This is a genomic window from Sphingomonas sp., assembly GCF_042091075.1.
GTDB lineage: Bacteria > Pseudomonadota > Alphaproteobacteria > Sphingomonadales > Sphingomonadaceae > Sphingomonas.
Window position 1 is genome coordinate 1 of record NZ_JBELIE010000068.1, and the last position, 16,002, is coordinate 16,002.

The following is a 16,002-nucleotide window of genomic DNA, read 5'->3' on the forward strand; positions in this document are numbered from 1 at the left end:
GCGACCGAGCGGACATGCTCCCAGAAATCGGCGGTATCGATCCGGCTGGCCACATCGGTCAGCGGGCGTCCGCGGTCGGCGGCCTGCAACGGGAAGATGCCCGTCGCCGCCTCGGTATAGCTGCGTACCCGCAGATCGGCGTCGATCACGACCACCGCCAGCTCGGTCGATTCGAAGAAATTGCGCAGGTCCGAATTGGCGATCGTCAGCTGGTCGACCTTGCTCTTCAACTCGTCGTTGACCGTCGACAATTCCTCGTTGGTCGATTGAAGCTCCTCGTTCATCGACATCATTTCTTCGTTGGAGCTCTTCAGCTCCTCGTTCGCGGTTTCCAGTTCCTCCACCGCCGAGCGCAGCCGGTGCCGCGTCAGCCGCAGCTCGTCTTCCAGCGCCTCGATATGATCGTCGCCCGCCGCCAGATCGAGCGCGTCGGGATCCTCCGCCGGGCGAAACGGCCCGCTATCGCGGAAGACGAACAATGTGTTGCCGTCATCCAGCGGATCACAGATCACCTCGACCGGCTGGACCCCCAGCTCCCCCGCCACCTCCACGTCGCGCGCCACCAGCCGCTTCCGCTCGTCGCGCGACCGGCGCAGCAGCGGGCCGAGCACGTCGCGCAAGCCGGGCCGCGCCAGCGTGATCGCGCTCGTGCCGCCATGACGCGAGACGGGGAAGTCGAAATAGCGCCCCAGCCGTCCGAAGGCGGCGACGATCCCCCCGTCCTGATCGAGCACCATGCTGGGCGGCGCGTAGCGATCAACGATCCGGCGGGTCGCCACGCTCTCGTCGGGAAGTCCACCGTCGCCACCGCGCTCCCCCCGCTCCCGCCGCAGCGTGCGCTGTCGTAAGCCCCCGGGCAGGTCGATCGGATAGGTGGGCGCGCCGGGCGACCGTTCGAACAGCCGCGCGGAGCGATCGAGCGCCGGAAACAGATGCTCGAACCGTCCCACGCTCTCCGACGGGCCAAGGAACAGGAAACCGCCCGGCCGTATAGCGTAATGCAACAGCGGCAGCACCGCCTGCTGCAGTCGATCATCGAAGTAGATCAACAGGTTACGACACGACAACAGGTCGATACGCGAAAACGGCGGGTCCTTCACCAGGCTGTGGTTGGAAAACCGGATCATGTCACGGATCGCGGCCGTCATCGTGAACCGCTCTCCGTGCGGAACGGTGTAGCGTTCGCGCAGCGCCGGCGGGATATCCACTAGCGACGAGGCGGGATAGGTGCCCTCGCGCGCCACGGCGAGCATCTGCTCGTCGATGTCGGTGGCGAAGATCTGGACGGCCACCGGCTCGCCAAGTTCGCGCGCGGCTTCCGCGAACAGCATCGCGATGCTGTACTCTTCCTCGCCGCTCGAACAGCCCGGCACCCAGACGCGGACATCCTCGCCGGGGGTGCGATCGCGCAGCAGCGGAACGATCGCGCGCGCCTTCAACAATTCGAATAGTTCGCTGTCGCGGAGGAAGCGTGTGACGTTGATCAGCAGATCGCGGAACAGCGCCTCGCACTCGTCGGCATCGTTGCGTACCCGCGTCAGATAGCCACGGCCGCTGTCGATCCCCAGCACATGCATGCGCCGTTCGACCCGGCGGATCAGCGTCGAGCGTTTGTAGCCCGAGAAATCATGCCCGATCGCCTGGCGCAATACGCGGCACAATTCGTCGACATGGTCGGCGACGACTTCCGCCTCGTCTTCCAGCGGCTCACCCTGCCGGCGCATGAAGAAGGCGCCCAGACAAGCGAGGATCTCGCCCGGGGGCCGCACGAAATCGACCAGCCCGGTGCCCACCGCCGAGAGCGGCATGCCGTCGTAGCGCGCGGTCTCCGGCTGCTGGACGACACAGATGCCGCCATTTTCCTTGATGGCGCGCAATCCGGTGGTGCCGTCCGCACCGGTACCCGACAGGATCACACAGGCCGCCAGCGCCTGCTGATCGCCCGCCAGCGACACGAAGAAATCGTCGATCGGCCGACGCAATCCGCGCGGCTGCGCAAATTCGGTCAACTCCAGCACGCCGTCGCTGATCGCCAGCCCATGGCCCGGCGGGATGATATAGACGCGGTCCGCCTCCAGCCGCTCGCCACCCTCGCATTGCAACACCTGCAGGCTGGTATGACGATCCAGCAGCTGCGCCAGCATGCTTTCGTGATTCGGATCGAGATGCTGGACGACGACAAAGGCCATGCCGGTGGGCGACCGGGCGGACGCGAGCATGTCGCGCAGCGCCTCTAGCCCGCCCGCGGACGCGCCGATACCGACGATCGGGAGCCGAGCGGCTTCGCTCATCACAGCGTCATAGCGGCGGGGGAACCGGCGCCGAGATCATGGGAAGGACACGCTGTCGAGCTGCGACAGCGTCAGCTTCGCCTGCGCCACCGTCGCGGCGGTGTTGGCGATCGTGGTCAGCGAGCCCTCCAATACCATTCCCGCCTCCGCCAGCGCGGGGCTGAGCCGGTGGATCGCCTGGCCCAGATCCACATCATAGGCGGACAGCAAATCGGGTTGCGAGCGGCTGACGTCGAATTGCGAGGCGAAGATATATTCGACCGAGCCGTCGGCACGACGCAGCTTCGACATATAGAGCAGATTGACGAACGGACGCCCGTCCTTGCGAAAGTTGACGATCGGGGTGCGCACGCTGGCCTGTCGCTCACTGGCAAGAAACTCGCGAAGGCGCTGACGCGCCTCGGCATTGTCGACGTCGCGCTGCAACAGCCGGCAATTGTGCCCGACCATCTCGCCCTCATCATAGCCGGTCAGATCGAGAAACACGCGGTTGACCAGCAGCAACGGATTGTCCTCCCCCGCCGCGGCCAGCGACAGGGCGATGTGCGACCGCTCGAAATAGTCGCGCAGCGGTGGAGGAATGACGGCGTTCACAATGACTTTCTAACCTGGAGTAAGCACGAGCACGGCCGTGGTTTCAACCCGGATGGGCCCATTTTTCGTGATAGTTCCTCACGTTGGTTGGACGATCCCGCGCCGGTGGACGCCCTGTGGGGACAGCGGCGCGCGATACAGACAGTCGGGAAAAAGCCGATGCCGACGATCTTGTTCCCCGCCATCGCCATGGCGGGAACAACGCGGCGCCCTTTCCGGCAATGCGACGGCAAACACCGAGCGGGGAACCTTACCCAAAAGTGCAAACGACAATGACTTGCAATAGCGGATCATCGCGATATGGAGGCGCGATATCAGGGAGTTCCATCAATGTCCGTTTGCGCCATGCTACTGGCCGCCGCCGCCACGCCGCTCATGCCCGCCGCCACGCCGGCCGCGGCCGACACCACCGATGCGCAGCGCAGCGAGGATATCATCGTCAACGGCGAGCGGACCGAGGGAAGCGATGATTACGGCGTTCGCAACCAGCGCACCGCGACGCGTCTGCCGCTGAGCCAGCGCGAGACGCCGCAATCGGTCAGCGTCGTCACCCGCGCGCAGATCGACGACTTCCGCCTTAACGATGTCAATGCGCTGCTGGCGACCGTGCCGGGCGTGGTGGTGCAGGCGGCGGAGACCGATCGCATCTACTACAGCGCGCGCGGCTTCGACATCCAGACGTTCCAGATCGACGGTATCGGCCTGCCTTTTTCGTTCGGGATCCAGGTCGGATCGATCGACACCGCGATCTACGACCGTGTCGAGGTGGTGCGTGGCGCGCCTGGTTTGCTGTCGCCGACCGGCAACCCCTCCGCGCTGATCAATTTCGTGCGCAAGCGCCCGTATCGCGAGCTGAAGGTCAGCGCGAATGCGCAATATGGCTCGTTCGACGCACTGCGGCTCGACGGCGATGTCAGCGTCCCGCTGACCCGCGACGGCAGCGTGCGCGCGCGCGCGGTGGGCGTGCTGAGCGACAGCGACAGCTATCTGGACCGCTACCATCTGCGCCGCTGGACCGGCTATGGCATCGTCGAGGCGGATCTGGGGCCGAACACCGTCGTCAGCGCCGGCTACGGCCATCAGGACCATCAGAGCCGCGGTGCGATGTGGGGCGCGAACCCGATCTATTATACCGACGGTTCGCGCATCGACCTGCCGCGCAGCGCCAATTACGCGCCCGACTGGTCGGGCTGGGGGGTGATCGACCGCCAGATCTTCGGCGACCTGACGCATGACTTCGGCAACGGCTGGACCGGGAAGATCAGCGTCCTGCGTCGCGCCAATGACGAGGATCACACGCTGTTCTACGTCTATGGCAATCCCGATCGCAGCACCGGGCTGGGCGTGTTCAGCTACCCCGGCGCGTTCCGCGGCACGACGCGCAACCTGACGATCGATGCCTATGTCAGCGGCAAGGTCGCGCTCGGCGGGCGCGAGCATGATGTGATGCTGGGCGTGCAGCGCGGCGCGGAACGCTATCTGCAATATTCCGGGTACGATCAGAATGCGATCGGCGTCTCGCTACCGCTGGCGACCCTGTATCAGGGGACGTTCCCCTACCCCGATTTCCCGGCGACCTATGATCTCAGCCTCGATACCAATACGCGGCGCGAGACGATCTACGGCCTGGTCCGCGCTAACCTCGCCGATCCGCTCAAGGTGATGGTGGGCGGCAATTATACCCATGCCACGAGCAACGGCTATTCCTACGGTACGGCAACTGAATACGATCGATCCAATTTCGCGCCCTTTGCCGGGGCGACCTTCGATCTCACTTCGTCGCTGAGCCTTTACGGCAGTTTCGCCAAGATCTTCCGCCCGCAGAACGAGCTGACCGCGCAGAACGAGATCCTCCCACCGATCCAGGGCGACAATCTGGAGGCCGGGATCAAGGGCGCCTGGGGCGGCGGCCGCCTCTATGCCAGTGCGGCGGTGTTCCGCGCGCGGCAGCGCAACACCGCGTTCGGCGTCTTCAATCCCGCCCTGGGCCGGACCACCTATACCCCCACCCAGGCCATGTCGCGCGGGATCGAGGTGGAGATCGGCGGCGAGCTTGCCCCCGGCCTGCAGGCGACCGGTGGTTTCAGCATCATGACGCTGCGCAACCCGGAGGGCCAGCCCGAGCGCACCTTCGTGCCCCGCAACACCGGGCGCCTGAACCTCACCTACACCCCGGCAGCGCTGCCCGCGCTGAAGGTCGGCACGTCGGTCCAGTATCAGAGCAGCATCTATTATGATCCGTCACCGACGATCCGACTGGGGCAAGGCGGCTATGCGCTGGTCGATCTGATGGCGCGCTACGATCTGACCGACCGGGTCGGCGTCGGCATCAATCTGCGTAATATCACCAATGCCAAATATCTGACGTCGCTGAATTTCGATCAGGGCTATTTTGGCGCGCCGCGCAGCGTGCTGGGCACGCTGAGCATCCATTATTGATCCCGTAAGCCGCCCAGGCTGACCGCTCGATCTGCGTCGACGAGGCGCCACGAGCGACCTTTGGTTCGACCGGCTGCGCTCGTGGGCGCAGTCGCGCCGCGTGGCGTCATCATCGAAACAGCAAGCCGAGTGGGGCCGACTAACGCCCAGCCACAGCCCGGGCCCATGGCCGGTTGAGGACGGCGTTTATGCCGGGACAGCCTCCCAGCGAAAGTCAGGCCGGCCTGACCAGGTCAGCCGGTAGAGCGCGCCTTGAACGACGGATTGGACGACGTTGGGCCATAAAGCGGCGATGCACACGCCACCGGGATGACGAACCGACGGATAGATGATGCCGTTAAGGCCCGCGGCACGCGCGGTGGCCGCGATGCCATTGCCGCTGGGGTAGCCGATGCCCGGATCCGCGTTCAGGCTGGGATGATCAGGCGACTGGCGAAGATCGACGAACACGCCCGACACGCTCGAGAGCATCTCCCCATAGTCGACGGCGGCGGTGAAGTCCCCCGCGTCCGCCAACGCCCGGGTCAGGTGGTAGCCGACTTCGGCGATGCAGGTTTCGACCGCCATCGCAGCGTACCAGGCGCCCCGCTGCGCCGGGTTGAAGCGATTGGGCTGGCGCGGTTTGGCATAGGCGAAGCTCGCGTTGATGAACTTCGCGTGTCGCACGCCGTGAACCAGCTCCTCCGCGGGCAGCGCGCCGGCGCCCCGCTCCTCCGCGATCAGGCGTCCACTGGTAGCGCCTTCGATTTCGGCGAGCGCAGCGAGGTCGTCTTCGCCGTCCGCCAGTGGCGCCATCACCGCGGCACGCAGGCGCGCACTCGACACCAGCCGGATCGTTCGCGGGAAAGCCTCGCGAACGAGCGGAACCCCGTCGAGCGTGCCCTCGTCAAAGCCCGCCACGCAGCGCGTCGATATAGAGGCGGGTTTCCAGCATGCGCGGAATGCCGCCGACGATCATGGCCTGGATCGGCGTTCGCCGGTCGAAGATCGGGCCCCGATTGGGAAGGTTGGGCCAGCGATCGGCCATGCCGTCGGCGAACAGCAGGCGCAGTCCCTTAAACAGGCCGATGAGCGCCGACGCACGCGTCAACTGGTCCTGACTCAACACGCCGTCCCACTTGCCCGCCTTCATACGATCCCAGGTGCTCTGGGACACACCCAGCAGGGCCGCGCCCTCGGCGTTACTGGCACGCCATGCGTCCGCAGCACGCAACACGGCCTTGACCGCCGGTCCCGTCAGCCTTGCACGATCATCTTCCTCGGCAAAGGTCTGAAGCTGGCCCGGCCGCGGATCCTGAATATGCAACGGTATGACATTGCCCATCGCGCGTCTCCTGACGCGATTACATACGTCACGCGATGTGAAATATCAAGTTGGGAGAATGAGACGCCGTGTGTTCATGCCGGAGTTAGCGAGGCGTGACGAAGGGATCGCGCTGACACAGCTCGAGCACCCTGTGATGCGCCATATCTTGCTCATGACGGGCTTACTTCCTTGACCGGACCCGGAATATGCTGCGCCGGGGGCGCATCGGTGAAATGCGCGACATCGGCCATCACCCCTTCCGTCTCGGGTGAAGCCAGCGCGGCCCGTAACGCCGCCTCGTCCGTGAAGCGGCACTCGGCAATCGCGATCGTCCCGGCGTTCGCATCGGCCGGGAAGAAGGCGTCACACGAGGTCAAGCCATATTGCTGCCACGCAGCCATGACGATCGGGATGTGCCGGCTGACGTAATAGTCCCGGTCGAAGCGTGTATCGGCATCGCCCTGGTAGGTAACGTACATCAAGATCATGACGGCTTCTCCGAACGGTTGATGGTGAAATCGGCCATGGCGGACCAGTCGCTCTCACCCATGCCGGCATCGACCGTCTCGGCCATGCGGGCGCGGACCGCATCGAGCATGGGCAGGGATCGATCCGTTTCCCCTGCGAGCGCGGCAGCTAGGCGCAGGTCCTTCAGGCCGAGGCGGGCCTTGAAGCCCGGCTCGTATTCCCCGGCGGCAATGTGCGCGCTGTAGCTTTCGTAGGATCTGCTGCCGAACAGCGTGTTCAGGATCAGGTCGAAGAATGTGCCACGGTCGAGACCAGTGCTCTCGGTCAGCACGACCGCCTCCGCCATGGCCTCGATCGCCATCGTGATCATCATGTTGACGGCGATCTTGGCGGCGTTGGCTTGCACGGGGTCGTCGCCCATGTGCCAGAGCTTCCTGCCCAGCACTTCCAGCAACGGCCGCGCTTTCTCCACCGCCGGCGCCTTGCCGCCCGTCAGGATGTTGAGCTGGGCCGAGGCTGCCGCGTCCGGGCGGCCGAGCACCGGTGCCGAGACGTAGCCGAGCTTCGCCTCCTCATGCGCGGCGATCAGTTCACGGACCAGTTCGACGGAAATGGTGGCCGTGACGACATGGACCGCATTCGGCCGCGCCTTCGCCAGGACCCCCGGCTCGATCAGCACCTCGCGGACCGCAGCGTCGTCCGACAGCATCGTGAACACGACCTCCGCCTGGAACGCATCCGCGGGATCGGGGACCATCAAGATGCCATCGATCCCCGCGCTTCCCGAACGGTTCCAGCCACGCACCGCATGACCGGCCCGCAAGAGGTTCGACGCCATCGCGCTGCCCATCGCCCCGAGGCCGATGAATCCCACTTCCATGTCAGCTTCCTTCTTTCCCACCGTCGATCCCGGCGTGTCGTTCCAGCCACCGCAGCACCGGCTGCAGCGCCTCGTCCGAGTTCTTTTCGTAAATGAGGCCGTGCCCGTTGCCATGAACGCCATGGTCGGGAAGGTGTAGCAACTCGGCCGCAGCCCCGGCAGCGCGCAGCCGCTCGATCGTCGGGGCGCTTGCCGCGGCAAAGGCCGAAGCCTCGGCAGTCACCGCCACGATCGGCAGCCCGGCCAGCGCCGGGAGCAGCAGGGCGCCGGGCGCGGAGTCACGCACCTCCTTCGGTGTGCTGACAGGGGGGTCGAAACCGAGGGGCGCGGCTGTCAGTCCCCAGTTGAGCGAGCCGATGTTCGGGATGTCGGCGAAGGGCGGCCCCATCGGCTCGATCGCCACGATCGCCTTGACCTGCCCCGGCCGCCGATCGGCGACGAGCCAACCGACCGGCCCGGAAGCCGAATGGGTGAGGAGCACGGCCGGACCGATACGGTCGAGCAGCCTGGCGAGCCGGTCGGCCTCCACATCCTCGGACAGCGCAAGGTCGGCGGGCAGAGGTCCGTAGCCGGCGATGAACTCGTCCATCGCCTGTTCGTTGTCGGCCGCGAACGGCCACTGCATATGCGCTTCTGCGGCATCCGTCGGGAAGTATATCTTCCTCCCGTTCTCGTAGGAGAAGGGCGGGCCCATCGGTCCGAATGTATCGATGTGGAAAGGGGAGCGTCCCTGCCCCGGTCGGTCGACGATTACCACCGCATAACCCGCCTCGACGAGCCTCTGCGCCCATCCCGGCCGGCCGTCGGGTGTGTCGAGCCACTCCGTGCCCTGGTATCCGCCGCCATGCACGAGCACGACCGGCCAGGGACGGGTGACGACTTCCGGTGCCTCCCACTCGGCGAACAGCGGACCTCGTTGATAGGTGAGGCCGTCGATCACGATGCGGTCGCCCGGGATCCACAGGTGACCGCGGCGAACGGCTCGAACGGGCGTATCGGCCCAGAAGGGATGCTCGATGACCTTTGACATGGCGGTTCTACCTGCGACGGGACGGGACGTTCCGCAGACAGCAACCCATCGGAACTCTTTCGCAACGTCGCCGAAAATCGCACTCAACCACGTTGCCGCCGACGCCATGCGAGCGGCGCCATCCCCAGCCGCTGGGCGAACACCGCGTTGAGCTGAGAAGCTCGCGCATAGCCGCAACGGCTCGCGATGACGCCGACAGCCAGGTCGGTCCCCGACAGCAATGTGCGGGCTGCGTCGAATCTTAGTGTAGCCAGCAGCGCATGCGGGGGCATTCCAACACTCAGCTTGAATTGGCGTGCGAAGTGGAACTTGCTGATCCCCGCCTCCGCCGCCAGTTCGTCAAGGGTCAGCGGCTCGGCAAGGCGCGCACTCATCATTTCGAGCACACGCGCAATCCGCCGATCACTGATCGGACGCGGCGTGTAGTGCCCGGGATCGATCCGGCGCGCATGGATGGCGAGGAGATGAGTCGCGACCCAGATCGACGCCGCCTCCGCGTAGAGATTGGTCGCCCCTGTCTCGATCCCATGAAGAAGAGCAATCGCAGTCTGTGCCAACAAGGGATCCGAGAAGGCGAGCGCGTTGAGCTCGACGTCGCATAACGGCTGTCCGGCGCGACGATGCTCTTCAGCAACCTCCGCCAGGACGGCCGTCGGAATATAGAGATTCGCCTTTTCGAAGAGGTCGAAACGTTGGCCGGGTCGACGGCGCAGCCGTTCCACTTTGTTGCCCGGCGTCAGGCCCACCGTTCCCGCCTGGTACGTCGCCGGCCGCCACACCCCGGCGGAATAGGTCTCGAGCCTTTGTTCTCCCGCGAGCATGACGACGATCGTCTGGTCCGATGTCCGGTGAGTGACGAACTCGCCGTCGTGCGGGCGAATGCGGTGATGGTCGATCAAAAGCGATTGCCAGCCGACCGATCGGCTGCTGGCAAGCAACTCCGCACCGATCTGACGTGTGCAGCGCAGGCTCTCGCGATCGAAAATCTGCCCACGTACCATCCGGTCGGTCCGAGTCGGCAGCCCCGGCGGGATCACTGGATCGGCTTGTCGGCGAGAAAGGCGACCACCGCCCGGTTCACGGGCATCACGCATTCCTCTGGCAGCCAGTGACCGCTTGCGAGCAGCGCGGGGATAGGGAGGCTATCCGCCTCATCGCTCGAATGGGAATTCATCGCGATCATTCACCCCGCATATGTGGATCAATCAATCCACAATTGATCGGGACGCGGACGCTTGTCAATGACTTCTGGATCATTTAGTCCAGATGGCAGGAGAGTCGAAGATCATGCCACGCACCGGACGCCCGCGGAGCTTCGACCACGACCAGGCAGTCGTCAGCGCGATGCATTTGTTCTGGACCCACGGCTACGAAGGCACGTCGCTGGGAGATCTCAGGAAAGCCATGGGTGGCATCTCATCGGCGAGCTTCTACGCGACGTTCGGCTCCAAGGAGCGGCTCTTTCGCAAGACGGTGGAATTCTACCTGCGGACGCATGGCCGGGTCGTCTCATCGCTTCGGGAGGGTGCGCTGCGTCCGAGAGACCGGATCGAGAAGGCGCTCCGCCTGTCCGCCGTCATGCAGACCGCGGGGCCCCATCCGTCCGGCTGCATGGTCACCTTGTCTGCCTTGGTTTCCTCGGCGGATGGTGCGCCCGTGCAAGCCATCACCGCCGACGAGCGGTCCGGTAACCGCCAGGCAATCCGGGATTGCGTCCAGCAGGCGGTCGATGACGGGGATTTGCGTGCGTCCACCGATGTAACCGGCCTTTCCACGCTCGTAGACGCCCTCCTCATGGGCATTTCGGTTCAGGCGCGCGATGGGATATCCTCCGAAGCCATAGACGCGGCCATCACGCAGGCGCTGAATGCATGGGACGCCAATGCCACCGCGACGCAGCTCCGGCACGGCGATGCCGGCAGGCGCCAATAACTGCCGCATCCGACTAAACTTGGGAGACCCCCAGGATGATGAATCGATTGATGATGGGTTTGCTGCTGGCCGCCTGCGCCGCGCTGGCTTCGCGCGGCGGTGGCGGCGTGACAAGCGCCGCACCGCCTTCCACCTCGCCGACGCCAACGTTCACCGCGAGCTCCGTTCACCACATCCTGTTCGTCGGCGACAGCCTTACACACGGGCGCTACACGCCGGTGCGTTCCTTTAATTCGGGAGGATCGGAATCCGACACCACCGGATCGGCTTACGTCACGGACGAGAACTACGGCCAGACGGGCAATCGCGCCGAACGGGAACCCGGTCCGTGGGGCGGCATTCCGGGCATCTTCGCCCAGCTCGCGAGCGAGGCTGGACTGACATACGATGTGCACATCGAGGCAATCTCGAAGACGAGCCTTGCGAAGAACTACGAGGCGGCGTCAACCATCATCGATCAACCCAAGTGGAACGCGGTCGTCCTTCAGGAGATCAGTGCCCGCCCCCTCCCCGCCAGCCTGACCGGGAATGCGTCCGGACGCCCTGCGACGTTCTGCTCCTCCGTCCAGACGATCGAGGCCGGTATCCACGCAGTGGCACCGACGGCCGACGTCTACCTCTACGAAACCTGGCCGAGCGGCGCGACCGCGCAACAGCTGAGCGGCAGCACCACCGCCAGCGACTTCCCCGCGCGATACGCGGCCAAGCTGGAAGCGATCCGTGCGGCTTATCATGCCTCCTATTTTGGCGCGGCACAGAAGGACGGCAGGATCGCCGGTGTCGCCCCTGTCGGTGACGCATGGGCCGCGGCCTGGGCGGCCAACGTCGCGAACGACAACCCGTATTCCAGCACCTCACCGCTACCGTTGCTCTGGTACGGCATGAACGCCCGCAACGATCCTGCCATCTCCAAACCCGATTATCTGCATCCGAGCGTTTATGGCGCCTATCTCAGCGGGCTCGTCCTGTTCCAGCAGATCACCGGCGTCGATCCGAGAAGTCTGGGCGCCGGTGAAGGCGTGGCGACAAGGTTGGGCATCAGTCCATCCGTCGCGGTCCGGCTTCAGCAGGTCGCCCACGACGCCGTCATTGCCGGCGCGGCCGCAAAGGTCGCTCGAGGCTCCGGCTGCTCGTGACCGGGCCATCGGCGGTCCTGCATCGCCCTGCTATCCGGGCGCGCGCTTGCAGGACGACGCTATTGGTCTGGCCCGCGCTCATGCAGGCCGTGTGTCATCGCGAAGGCCGCCACGATCGCCGCAGCATAACCGGACGCGGCTCCCAGGCCGAGTGCCCAGCGGGGCCCCAGATGGTCGGCCACCCAGCCGACGATCGGTGCCCCGATCGGGGTGCCGCCAAGCGCGATGCCGATGCGCAGCGCCATGACACGCCCGCGCATGGCCGGCTCGGTCGACAGCTGCATCAGGCTGTTGCTGGTATTGGTGAGGATCAGCGCCGCGACGCCGATCGCGACCAGCGCCGCGCCGAACAGCCAATAGCTGGGCGCCACCGCCGCCAGCGTACAGCCAACCCCGAACACGGCGGCGCTGCCGGCCAGCGCCGTGAACCGCGGCGCGGCGCTCCGCGCGTTGAACAGCGCACCGCCGACCGTCCCGATCGCCATGATCGACGATAGAAGCCCGTAGCCTCGCGCGTCGGCATGAAACACGCTGACCGCCATGGTCGAGATGAAGATCGGAAAGTTGAGTCCGAACGTGCCTACGAGGAACAGCATGACCAGCATCGTCAGCAAGTCCGGCCGGTTCCCTACATAGCGAAAGCCTTCGATCAGCCCGCCGCGTGCGCGCGCCGCGCGCGGTGTGACATGCAGGTCGCCGGTGCGGAGCAGCAGCAGCGAGAGCAGCATCGCAACGAAGGACACGCCGTTGGCGAGAAACGCCCAGCCGGTGCCCACGGCGGCGATGAGTATGCCGGAGACCGCTGGTCCGATCATGCGCGCCGCGTTGAACGATGTCGAGTTCAGTGCGACCGCATTGGAAAGGTCGGCATCGCCGACCAGCGCGGCGACGAAGGTCTGGCGCACCGGGGCATCGAAGGCGGCGGCGGTCCCGAACAGGAAAGCGAAGAAATAGACGTGCCACAGCCGCACGACGCCAGTGACGGTGAGTACGCCAAGCGCCAGCGCCAGCACCGCCATCGCCGCCTGGGTGACGATCAACAGCTTGCGCTGGTCAAATCGGTCAGCAGCAAGGCCCGTCCAGGGCAAGAATAGCAGCTGCGGCCCGAACTGTAGTCCCATGACGAGGCCGACGCTCGCCGCGCTGTGACGGGTAAGGACCGTCAGCACCAGCCAGTCCTGCGCGGTGCGCTGAACCCAGGTGCCGACGTTGGACACGAACGCGCCCGCGGCCCAGATCCGGTAATTGACACCGCGCAGCGAACGAAACGCCCCCGTGGCCATCACTGGCGTTGCGGCAGGTTGCCGCCGTGGAACCGCCCGAAGTGGCGCGCGGAGAACAGGCCGATGAGCGCCATGCCCAGCCCCGTCGCAGCCACATCCGGCAGCGCACGCAGATCGAAGGCGCCGACCTTGGCGATCAGCGCATAGGCGACGACGAGGTTGAACAACCCCCACAACATGTTGATCGTAGCCGAGGATAGCCCCTCGCCCGGCGGCCGGGCGAACGGAGTCTGGAAAGGCCGGCCGGTCGCGCCGCTGACGAGATGCGGCAGCGCGTTCATCAGAAACAGCCCGCCGAAAAACCAGGCCGCAAGGTGTAGCCAGGTCAGGTCAGGCACTCCTCTGCGCCAGCAGGTCGATAATCTCCTGCGTGGTTCCGGTCTCGCCGAGGCGTGGGAATACGCTGGCGATGCTGTAGGCGTGTGCCTCAGCGCGCCGGTCGGTCATCGCATCGATCGCCAGCGTCACGTTGAACCCCGCCTCATACGCCTGGCGTGCGGTGGCCTCGACGCCGGTGCCGGTCGCCACCCCGACCACCACCACCTGAGTGACGCCGATGCCCTTAAGTCTGGCCTCGAGGCCAGTACCGGCGAAGGCGCCCCAGCTGTGCTTGGTCACGACGAGGTCGCCGGGTTGCCGATCAAGGTCGGGCAGGAAATCGGTGAAACCGGCCGGCAGCGCAGCCGGCGCGCGAGGCGGCTGCTCGGTGCGTCCCGGCGCCGATCCAGCGACATTGACAAGCACGATGGGCAGCCGGTGGGTCCGGAAAGCTCGGATCAGCTCTACCGCCCTGGTCACCACCTCGTCGATCGAATGGACGAAGGGCGCGTCGACGATCCCCTTCTGGAGATCGACGACCAGCAGCGCGGTGTTCGGGTCAATGATGGTCAGGGGCAAGGACTTATCCCATTCTTGAAGGTAGATTCGCCTCAGTCACCCCTCGGCCAGGCGGTCGAGCAACGGGAGGGCCGCGGCCAGTTGTCGCTGTTCGTCGGGTGACAGCCGGGACGCGATCGTCCGCGCCAGCCAGTCCTGCCGCGCCGCGCGCCCCTCGGCGATCCACACGCGGCACCGTTCGGTGAGCGAAAGAAGCGTCTGCCGACCGTCGGAAGGATCCGAAGAACCCGCAACGAAGCCGAGATCCTGCAAGGCGGTAACGATGGTACCCATCGATTGCGGACGCATGACCTCCACCCGGGCCAACGCCGATGTGGTCAAGGGGCCTTCCTGCTCGAGTCGCAGCAGGACGGAGATCTGCGACGGCGTAAGATCGCTGACGTCAGCCTGCTCTCTCAGACGCCGCCTCAGCCTGCTGACAACTTGCCTCAACGCCTGCGCGAGCGAGACGCCCGAGTCAGCCACGGGTAGTGGAGAGTCCAAACATCATTGGGTGGGATAAATCATTTTAAGGCTATCTGTAAAGTTTAACTTCTTATCCTGTCCGCGGTGTTGGGCGCGGAGAAGGATCGATAGCCGGATGTCGAGGAGAGAATCTCCGACCACGGCGGATACGATCATGCCGCCAGCCGCTGCACCGCGTCATGCGCCGCTTCGATCGCCGCCTGCCGGCTGTCGGGGAAGTTGAGCCCTTCGGCAACGACGCTCTCGATGTTGGTGACACCGATGAAGCCAAGCAGCGACCGCAGGAGCGATTCGGCATGTTCGGCGGCGGCGAACGGAGAACCGGCGGCGTAGATGCCGCCGCGGGCCACGCCCAGGATCACGCGCTTGCCGTGCGCCAGCCCTTCCGGACCGGCCTCGCCGCGGCGGAAGGTCGTTCCAGGCACGATCAGCCGGTCAACCCAGGCCTTCAGCTCCGACGGGACCGTGAAGTTGTACATCGGCACGCCGATGACGACGATGTCGGCGTCCAGGAACTCGGCAAGGACGGCGTCGCTCTCGGCGCGCTGCATTTGCTGCTGGGCGTTCAACACTGGCATGGCTTGCGAAAGGGGATGCGCCGATGGCGCACTCGCCGCCGAAAAGTGCGCGAGCGGCGTCGCGGCAAGGTCACGATAGACGATCCGATGCTCGCTACTGCCGCCGAGCCGCTCGACGATGCGCGCGGACAGGTCGCGCGACACCGATTGGGCGCCAGTGATGCTGCTGTCGATGTGAAGGATTTTCATCTGCCAGGTTCCGATTGTTGCGTCAGTTATGCTATGTGCCTACCCGGCAACGGCCCGCAAGAACGCACAGGATTGATACCGAAGGCACATGGATGTGACCGACACCCCCGTAGAAATCGCGGAAACGCGGCGCGATACCGGCTCCTGCCTCAAGGTGACGAAGGTGCTCGCCCGCATCGGCGACAAGTGGACGGTGCTGATCATCATTTTGCTGCGCGAGCGCAGCTATCGCTTCAACGAACTGAAACGCGGCATCGACGGCATTTCACAACGGATGCTGACACTGACCTTGCGCAATATGGAACGCGACGGGCTCGTCACGCGGACGGTGACGCCATCCATCCCGCCCCGGGTCGATTATGAGCTGACCGATATCGGCCATTCGCTGGCCGGCCCGGTCAAATTGCTGGGTGACTGGGCCTTCGAGCACCTGCCCCGCATCGCCGCGGCGCAGATCGCGTTTGATGGTTCCGATGATCGTTCAGGCGTGAAGTCCCATGCGGTCCAGCGCGAC

Annotated in this window: 18 protein-coding genes; 4 read left to right on the plus strand and 14 right to left on the minus strand. The window is 65.4% G+C overall.

Annotated features, from left to right (window positions below):
* Together ACFDSW_RS08645 and ACFDSW_RS08650 are read right to left on the minus strand one after the other, a co-directional pair.
* The coding region (locus tag ACFDSW_RS08645; RefSeq protein WP_375249884.1) for a chemotaxis protein CheB at positions 1 to 2,291 on the minus strand (2,291 nt) is incomplete at its 3' end.
* A 36-nt stretch (positions 2,292 to 2,327) separates the two neighbouring features.
* The gene (locus tag ACFDSW_RS08650; RefSeq protein ID WP_375249885.1) at positions 2,328 to 2,885 is read right to left on the minus strand and encodes a PAS domain-containing protein; all 558 of its coding nucleotides are present in this window, start codon (positions 2,883 to 2,885) and stop codon (positions 2,328 to 2,330) included.
* 330 nt (positions 2,886 to 3,215) lie between these two features.
* On the opposite strand from ACFDSW_RS08650, the gene ACFDSW_RS08655 reads away from it, so the two are divergent.
* Positions 3,216 to 5,324 (plus strand): TonB-dependent siderophore receptor, encoded by a 2,109-nt coding sequence (locus ACFDSW_RS08655; RefSeq protein ID WP_375249886.1) that lies wholly within the window; start codon positions 3,216 to 3,218, stop codon positions 5,322 to 5,324.
* Between the two features lie 186 nt (positions 5,325 to 5,510).
* On the opposite strand, the gene ACFDSW_RS08660 is transcribed toward ACFDSW_RS08655, so the two are convergent.
* From ACFDSW_RS08660 to ACFDSW_RS08690, 7 genes are all read right to left on the minus strand, one after another.
* A complete protein-coding gene (locus tag ACFDSW_RS08660; RefSeq protein WP_375249887.1) occupies positions 5,511 to 6,224 on the minus strand; it encodes an RES family NAD+ phosphorylase in 714 nt (237 codons plus the stop codon).
* Positions 6,211 to 6,648, minus strand: coding sequence for an antitoxin Xre-like helix-turn-helix domain-containing protein (locus ACFDSW_RS08665; protein WP_375249888.1), 438 nt, complete (start codon positions 6,646 to 6,648; stop codon positions 6,211 to 6,213). Before ACFDSW_RS08665 ends, ACFDSW_RS08660 begins: the two co-directional genes overlap by 14 nt.
* Before the next feature lie 152 nt (positions 6,649 to 6,800).
* Positions 6,801 to 7,118 (minus strand): EthD family reductase, encoded by a 318-nt coding sequence (locus ACFDSW_RS08670; protein ID WP_375249889.1) that lies wholly within the window; start codon positions 7,116 to 7,118, stop codon positions 6,801 to 6,803.
* Positions 7,115 to 7,978, minus strand: a complete 864-nt coding sequence (locus ACFDSW_RS08675; protein WP_375249890.1) for an NAD(P)-dependent oxidoreductase — start codon at positions 7,976 to 7,978, stop codon at positions 7,115 to 7,117. The genes ACFDSW_RS08670 and ACFDSW_RS08675 overlap by 4 nt, the downstream gene beginning before the upstream one ends.
* A gap of 1 nt (position 7,979) precedes the next feature.
* On the minus strand, positions 7,980 to 9,008 hold the full coding sequence (locus ACFDSW_RS08680; protein ID WP_375249891.1) for an alpha/beta fold hydrolase: 1,029 nt from the start codon (positions 9,006 to 9,008) through the stop codon (positions 7,980 to 7,982).
* 83 nt (positions 9,009 to 9,091) lie between these two features.
* Positions 9,092 to 10,009: a helix-turn-helix domain-containing protein gene (locus ACFDSW_RS08685; protein ID WP_375249892.1), complete on the minus strand. Its 918-nt coding sequence runs from the start codon at positions 10,007 to 10,009 to the stop codon at positions 9,092 to 9,094.
* Positions 10,010 to 10,041: 32 nt separating this feature from the next.
* The gene (locus ACFDSW_RS08690) at positions 10,042 to 10,182 is read right to left on the minus strand and encodes a hypothetical protein (protein ID WP_375249893.1); all 141 of its coding nucleotides are present in this window, start codon (positions 10,180 to 10,182) and stop codon (positions 10,042 to 10,044) included.
* A 92-nt stretch (positions 10,183 to 10,274) separates the two neighbouring features.
* On the opposite strand from ACFDSW_RS08690, the gene ACFDSW_RS08695 reads away from it, so the two are divergent.
* Together ACFDSW_RS08695 and ACFDSW_RS08700 are read left to right on the plus strand one after the other, a co-directional pair.
* A complete protein-coding gene (locus tag ACFDSW_RS08695) occupies positions 10,275 to 10,940 on the plus strand; it encodes a TetR/AcrR family transcriptional regulator (protein ID WP_375249894.1) in 666 nt (221 codons plus the stop codon).
* 35 nt (positions 10,941 to 10,975) lie between these two features.
* Positions 10,976 to 12,076: a hypothetical protein gene (locus ACFDSW_RS08700; RefSeq protein ID WP_375249895.1), complete on the plus strand. Its 1,101-nt coding sequence runs from the start codon at positions 10,976 to 10,978 to the stop codon at positions 12,074 to 12,076.
* 59 nt (positions 12,077 to 12,135) lie between these two features.
* On the opposite strand, the gene ACFDSW_RS08705 is transcribed toward ACFDSW_RS08700, so the two are convergent.
* The 5 genes from ACFDSW_RS08705 to ACFDSW_RS08725 form a co-directional block, all read right to left on the minus strand.
* Positions 12,136 to 13,359 carry an MFS transporter gene (locus ACFDSW_RS08705; RefSeq protein ID WP_375249896.1) on the minus strand — a complete coding sequence of 408 codons (1,224 nt, stop codon included), beginning with the start codon at positions 13,357 to 13,359 and terminating at the stop codon, positions 12,136 to 12,138.
* Positions 13,359 to 13,697 (minus strand): hypothetical protein, encoded by a 339-nt coding sequence (locus tag ACFDSW_RS08710; RefSeq protein WP_375249897.1) that lies wholly within the window; start codon positions 13,695 to 13,697, stop codon positions 13,359 to 13,361. Before ACFDSW_RS08710 ends, ACFDSW_RS08705 begins: the two co-directional genes overlap by 1 nt.
* Positions 13,690 to 14,256 (minus strand): isochorismatase family protein, encoded by a 567-nt coding sequence (locus ACFDSW_RS08715; RefSeq protein ID WP_375249898.1) that lies wholly within the window; start codon positions 14,254 to 14,256, stop codon positions 13,690 to 13,692. The genes ACFDSW_RS08710 and ACFDSW_RS08715 overlap by 8 nt, the downstream gene beginning before the upstream one ends.
* A 36-nt stretch (positions 14,257 to 14,292) precedes the next feature.
* On the minus strand, positions 14,293 to 14,721 hold the full coding sequence (locus ACFDSW_RS08720; RefSeq protein WP_375249899.1) for a MarR family winged helix-turn-helix transcriptional regulator: 429 nt from the start codon (positions 14,719 to 14,721) through the stop codon (positions 14,293 to 14,295).
* A gap of 152 nt (positions 14,722 to 14,873) precedes the next feature.
* Positions 14,874 to 15,488: an FMN-dependent NADH-azoreductase gene (locus ACFDSW_RS08725; protein WP_375249900.1), complete on the minus strand. Its 615-nt coding sequence runs from the start codon at positions 15,486 to 15,488 to the stop codon at positions 14,874 to 14,876.
* An 88-nt stretch (positions 15,489 to 15,576) separates the two neighbouring features.
* On the opposite strand from ACFDSW_RS08725, the gene ACFDSW_RS08730 reads away from it, so the two are divergent.
* On the plus strand, positions 15,577 to 16,002 hold a 426-nt coding region (locus tag ACFDSW_RS08730), incomplete at its 3' end, for a winged helix-turn-helix transcriptional regulator (RefSeq protein ID WP_375249901.1).

What these genes read in the sequence shown, in the direction of transcription:
- ACFDSW_RS08695 (WP_375249894.1), top strand. Translation starts at nt 10,275, where the DNA reads ATGGCAGGAGAGTCGAAGATCATGCCACGCACCGGACGCCCGCGGAGC.
- ACFDSW_RS08705 (WP_375249896.1), bottom strand. Translation starts at nt 13,359, where the DNA reads ATGGCCACGGGGGCGTTTCGTTCGCTGCGCGGTGTCAATTACCGGATC.
- ACFDSW_RS08680 (WP_375249891.1), bottom strand. Translation starts at nt 9,008, where the DNA reads ATGTCAAAGGTCATCGAGCATCCCTTCTGGGCCGATACGCCCGTTCGA.
- ACFDSW_RS08675 (WP_375249890.1), bottom strand. Translation starts at nt 7,978, where the DNA reads ATGGAAGTGGGATTCATCGGCCTCGGGGCGATGGGCAGCGCGATGGCG.
- ACFDSW_RS08665 (WP_375249888.1), bottom strand. Translation starts at nt 6,648, where the DNA reads ATGGGCAATGTCATACCGTTGCATATTCAGGATCCGCGGCCGGGCCAG.
- ACFDSW_RS08670 (WP_375249889.1), bottom strand. Translation starts at nt 7,118, where the DNA reads ATGATCTTGATGTACGTTACCTACCAGGGCGATGCCGATACACGCTTC.
- ACFDSW_RS08690 (WP_375249893.1), bottom strand. Translation starts at nt 10,182, where the DNA reads ATGAATTCCCATTCGAGCGATGAGGCGGATAGCCTCCCTATCCCCGCG.
- ACFDSW_RS08700 (WP_375249895.1), top strand. Translation starts at nt 10,976, where the DNA reads ATGATGAATCGATTGATGATGGGTTTGCTGCTGGCCGCCTGCGCCGCG.
- ACFDSW_RS08685 (WP_375249892.1), bottom strand. Translation starts at nt 10,009, where the DNA reads ATGGTACGTGGGCAGATTTTCGATCGCGAGAGCCTGCGCTGCACACGT.
- ACFDSW_RS08655 (WP_375249886.1), top strand. Translation starts at nt 3,216, where the DNA reads ATGTCCGTTTGCGCCATGCTACTGGCCGCCGCCGCCACGCCGCTCATG.
- ACFDSW_RS08725 (WP_375249900.1), bottom strand. Translation starts at nt 15,488, where the DNA reads ATGAAAATCCTTCACATCGACAGCAGCATCACTGGCGCCCAATCGGTG.